Annotated in this window: 1 protein-coding gene; it reads left to right on the top strand. The window is 77.0% G+C overall.

Annotated elements, in window-relative coordinates:
* Positions 1–201 precede the first annotated feature (201 nt).
* The gene (locus ACFV6D_RS34375) at positions 202–4536 is read left to right on the top strand and encodes an amino acid adenylation domain-containing protein (protein WP_380562687.1); all 4335 of its coding nucleotides are present in this window, start codon (positions 202–204) and stop codon (positions 4534–4536) included.
* Positions 4537–4619: the final 83 nt, after the last annotated feature.

Genomic DNA, 4619 nt, shown 5'->3' with positions numbered 1-4619 from the left:
GCCCGCGCCCCGGGCGGGCCCTGGCCCCGCCCCCGGGGGGGGGGCGTGGGTGGGGGTTTCTCCCCCCCCCTGGGTTTTGTCGCACCGCCCGCCGCGGCGGGGGACGCCCGCCTGGTCGCCTATGTCGTACCGGCAGGGATCGACCGCGACCGCTTGCGGGAGCGGGCGTCATCGGTGCTGCCCACGCACATGATCCCTGCCGTGTACGTTCCCTTGGACGACCTGCCGCTGACCCCCAACGGCAAGGTCGACCGCAAGGCCCTGCCCGCCCCGCCGGACGAGCGGGCGGGCACCGGACGCGAGCCCGTGGGGGAGCGCGAGGAACTGCTCTGCGCGGTCTTCGCGGAGGCCCTCGGGCTCGACCGGGTCGGCGCCGACGACGACTTCTTCGAACTCGGCGGCCACTCGCTGTCCGCGACCAGGGTCGCCAACCGGCTGCGTGCCGCGCTCGGCGCGGACGTCCCGGTGCGGGCCCTGTTCGATGCCCGGACGGCCGAGGCGCTGGCCCGCGTCCTCGACCCGGAGTCGGCGGCCGCCGACGCGGCGGAGCCGGCCCCCCGGCGCCCCGCGCTGCGCGCCGTCCCGAACCGGCCGTCCTCGGTGCCGCTCTCGCACGCCCAGGAGCGGCTCTGGTTCCTGGACAAGATGGACGGCCCCACCGGCAGCTACAACATCCCGCTGGCGGTCCGCCTCACCGGCCCGCTGGACGCCGCCGCGCTGGCCGCCGCCGTCCGGGACGTGGTGGCCCGGCACGAGAGCCTGCGCACCGTCTTCGCCGAGGCCGACGGGCTGCCCTCGCAGCTGGTGCTCTCCGCCGAGGAGGCCGAGCAGGCCGGCGCCCCGCTGGTCGTGGTGGACCTCTCCGGGGCGGCGCCGGGCGCGCTGGAGGCGGCGCTGGCCGCCGAGGCCGCCCACCCCTTCGAGCTGTCCGCCCAGGTGCCGCTGCGGGCCCGGCTGTTCACCCTCGGCCGGGACAGCCACGCGCTGGCCCTGACGGTGCACCACATCGCCGCCGACGGCTGGTCGCTCGGCCCGCTCGCCCGCGACCTCTCCGACGCCTACCGGGCCCGGCTGGACGGCGCCGGGCCGCGCTGGGAGCCGCTTCCGGTGCAGTACGCCGACCACGCGCTCTGGCAGCGCGAACTGCTCGGCTCCAAGGACGACCCGGACAGCCTGGCCAGCGCCGAACTCGCGCACTGGCGCGAGGCGCTGGCGGGCATCCCGGAGGAGCTGGACCTGCCCACCGACTTCCCCCGCCCGGCCCGGGCCGGGCACCGCGGCGCCGAGGTCGAGTGCACGGTGCCCGCCGAGACCCACGCCCGGCTCGCCGAACTGGCCCGGCGCGGCGGCGCCAGCCTGTTCATGGCCGTCCAGGCGGGCCTGGCCGCACTGCTCACCCGGCTGGGCGCGGGCACCGACATCCCGCTCGGCAGCCCGGTGGCCGGGCGCACCGACGACGCCGTCCGCGACCTGGTCGGCTTCTTCGTCAACACCGTGGTGCTGCGCACCGACACCTCGGGCGACCCGGCGTTCACCGCCCTGCTCGGGCGGGTCCGGGAGACCGACCTGACCGCCTACGGGCACGCCGAACTGCCGTTCGAGCACCTGGTGGAGGAGCTCAACCCGGTCCGCTCGATGGGCCGGCAGCCGCTCTTCCAGGTGATCCTGGCCTTCGAGAACAGTGCCGACCCGCTGCCCGCGATGCCCGGCCTGAGCGCCGAGGTGCTGCCGATCGGCAGCACGACGGCCAAGTTCGACCTGTCCTTCCAGGTACTGGAGCGGACCGGCCCGGACGGCGCCCCGGCCGGACTGGACATCCGCCTGGAGTACCGCGAGGACCTGTTCACCGGGGCGACGGCGGCCCGCCTCGCCCGGGCCCTGGCCACCCTGCTCGACTCCGCCGCCCGCACCCCCGACGCACCGCTCAGCGCCCTCGACCTGCTCACCGCCGAGGAGCGCCGCGTCCTGCTGGAGGAGTGGGCCGGCCCGACCGCCCCGTTCACCCCGGTCACCCTGACCGCCGTGTTCGAGGGCCTGGCGGCCGCCGACCCGGACCACCCCGCGCTGATCGGCCCGGACGGCGTGCCGGCCGGCCCGGCGACGATGCGGCTGTCCTACGCGGCGCTCAACGAGCGGGCCAACCGGCTCGCCCACCTGCTGCTGGAGCGCGGGGTCGGCCCCGGCGACGTGGTCGCGCTGGCGATGCCGCGCTCCGCGCCGCTGGTGATCGCGCTGCTGGCGGTGCTCAAGACCGGCGCCGCCTACCTGCCGGTCGACCCGCAGTACCCGGCCGAGCGGATCGCCTACATGCTCGACGACGCGGCGCCCGCCCAGGTGCTGACCGTCGAGGCGGTCGCCGACCGGATCCCGGGGCTGCCCGAGGGCGTCGTCCCGCTGGTCCTGGACTCCCTGCACACCCGGTCCGACCTGACCGGCCGGCCCGACCGCAACCCCGTCGACGCCGACCGCACCCGGCCGCTCGTCCCGCAGGACGTCGCCTACGTGATCTACACCTCGGGCTCCACCGGCCGCCCCAAGGGCGTCGCGGTGCCGCACCTGGGGGCGGCCAACCTGGCCGCCAACCACCAGGCGCGGATGGGCGCGGGGCCGGACACCCGGGTGCTGCAGTTCGCCTCGTTCAGCTTCGACGCCACCGTCTGGGAGCTCGGCGTCTCGCTGTACTCGGGCGGCACCCTGGTGGTCGCCACCGACGAGAGCCGGGTCTCCGGCGAGGTGCTGGGCGCGCTGCTCGCCGAGCACCAGGTCAACCACGTGGTGCTGCCGCCCACCGTGGTGGCCGGCCTGCCCGAGGACGTGGTGCTGCCCGAGGGCCTGCACCTGCTGGTCGGCGGCGAGGCCTGCCCGGCCGCGCTGGTCGACCGGTTCGCCCCGCTGACCGAGTTCCGCAACGCCTACGGCCCGACCGAGGCCTCGGTCTGCGCCACCTGGAGCGACCCGCTGCGCCCCGGCAGCGGCCGCCCGCCGATCGGCCGTCCGCTGGACAACCACCGGCTGTACGTCCTGGACGACGCCCTCGCGCCCGCGCCGGTCGGCGTCACCGGCGAGCTGTACATCGCCGGCACCGGCCTGGCACACGGCTACCTGCGCCGCCCCGTCACCACCGCCGAGCGCTTCGTCGCCGACCCGTACGGGCCGGCCGGCACCCGGATGTACCGCACCGGCGACCTGGTCCGCTGGCGGGCCGACGGCACGCTCGACTACGTCGGCCGGGTGGACCACCAGGTGAAGCTGCGCGGCTTCCGGATCGAGCTCGGCGAGATCGAGGCCGCGCTGGTGCGCCACCCGGTGGTCGTGCAGGCCGCGGTGCAGGTCGCGCCCTCGCCCACCGGCGTGCCCCAGCTGACCGGGTACGTGGTGCCGCTGCCCGGCGTCGCCGCCGTCGACGTGCCGGTGCTGCGCGCGTTCGTCGCCGAGTCGCTCCCCGCGCACATGGTGCCCGCGACGCTGGTGACGCTGCCCGCGCTGCCGCTGACCGCGAACGGCAAGCTCGACACCCGCGCCCTGCCGGCGCCCGGTGCCGAGCCCGCCGCCGCGCAGGCCCCGGTGCGGCGCCCGGGCACGCCGGCCGAGGAGGTCATCGCCGGGGTCTTCGGCGAGATCCTCGGCCTCGACCAGGTCGGCGCCGACGGGGACTTCTTCGACCTCGGCGGCGACAGCCTGCGCTCGGTGCAGATCGTCAGCCGGGCCGCGAAGGCCGGGCTCACGCTCTCGCTGGCCGACGTCTTCACCCACAAGACGGTGGCGGCCCTCGCCGCCGCCGCCCGGCCCGCCACCGAGCAGCGGCTCCCCGCGACGGTGCTGGAGCCGGTGCTGCCGATCCGGCCGGGCGGCACCGCCGAGCCGCTGTTCTGCGTGCACGGCGGGGTCGGCTTCGGCCTGCCGTACGCGGAGCTGGCCCCGCACCTCGACCCGGCCCGGCCGGTGTACGCGCTGCAGTCCGACGGCGTCGCCGCGCCCGAGGGGGAGTGGGAACGGCCGCAGGGCGTACGGGAACTGGCGGCCACGTACCTGGCTAGGATCCGCCGGGTGCAGCCGCACGGCCCGTACCACCTGCTGGGCTGGTCCTTCGGCGGGCTGGTCGCGCACGAGATGGCGGTGCAGCTCCAGGCGGCGGGCGAGCGGGTGGCCTTCCTGGCGGCGCTGGACGTCTTCCCGGTGCTGCCGGGCGACCACAACCCGACCGACGAGGAGATCCGCGGGGCCTTCCTCGCCCACCACGCCGCCGGGGCGGGCATCGACGACGGGGAGCTGCGCCGGCTGATGGCGGTGATGCGCCACCACACGGACATCGCCCGGGAGTTCACCCCCGGCCGGTTCGACGGCTCGCTGCTGCTGTTCACCGCCGCCGACGAGGTGCAGGGCGCCCCCGCCGCCGAGCTCGCCGACCGCTGGCGCGCGCACCTGACCGGCGCGCTGACGGTGCACGACGTCGCCTGCGGCCACGAGGAGATGCTCGGCCGGGAGGCGGCCGGCCGGATCGGCGCGGTGGCCGACGCCGCGCTGCGCCGGTCCTGAACGACCGGACGGGGGGGGGCCGCCGCCCGCCCCCCCCCCCCCCCCGCCGCCGGCGGGGGCCCCCCGCCGGGGATTCACAAAAA

It is taken from the genome of Kitasatospora sp. NPDC059812 (assembly GCF_042732075.1).
Taxonomy (GTDB): Bacteria; Actinomycetota; Actinomycetes; order Streptomycetales; family Streptomycetaceae; genus Kitasatospora.
Note: the sequence above shows the minus strand (reverse complement) of the source record. Positions and strands in the feature narration are given on the sequence as shown.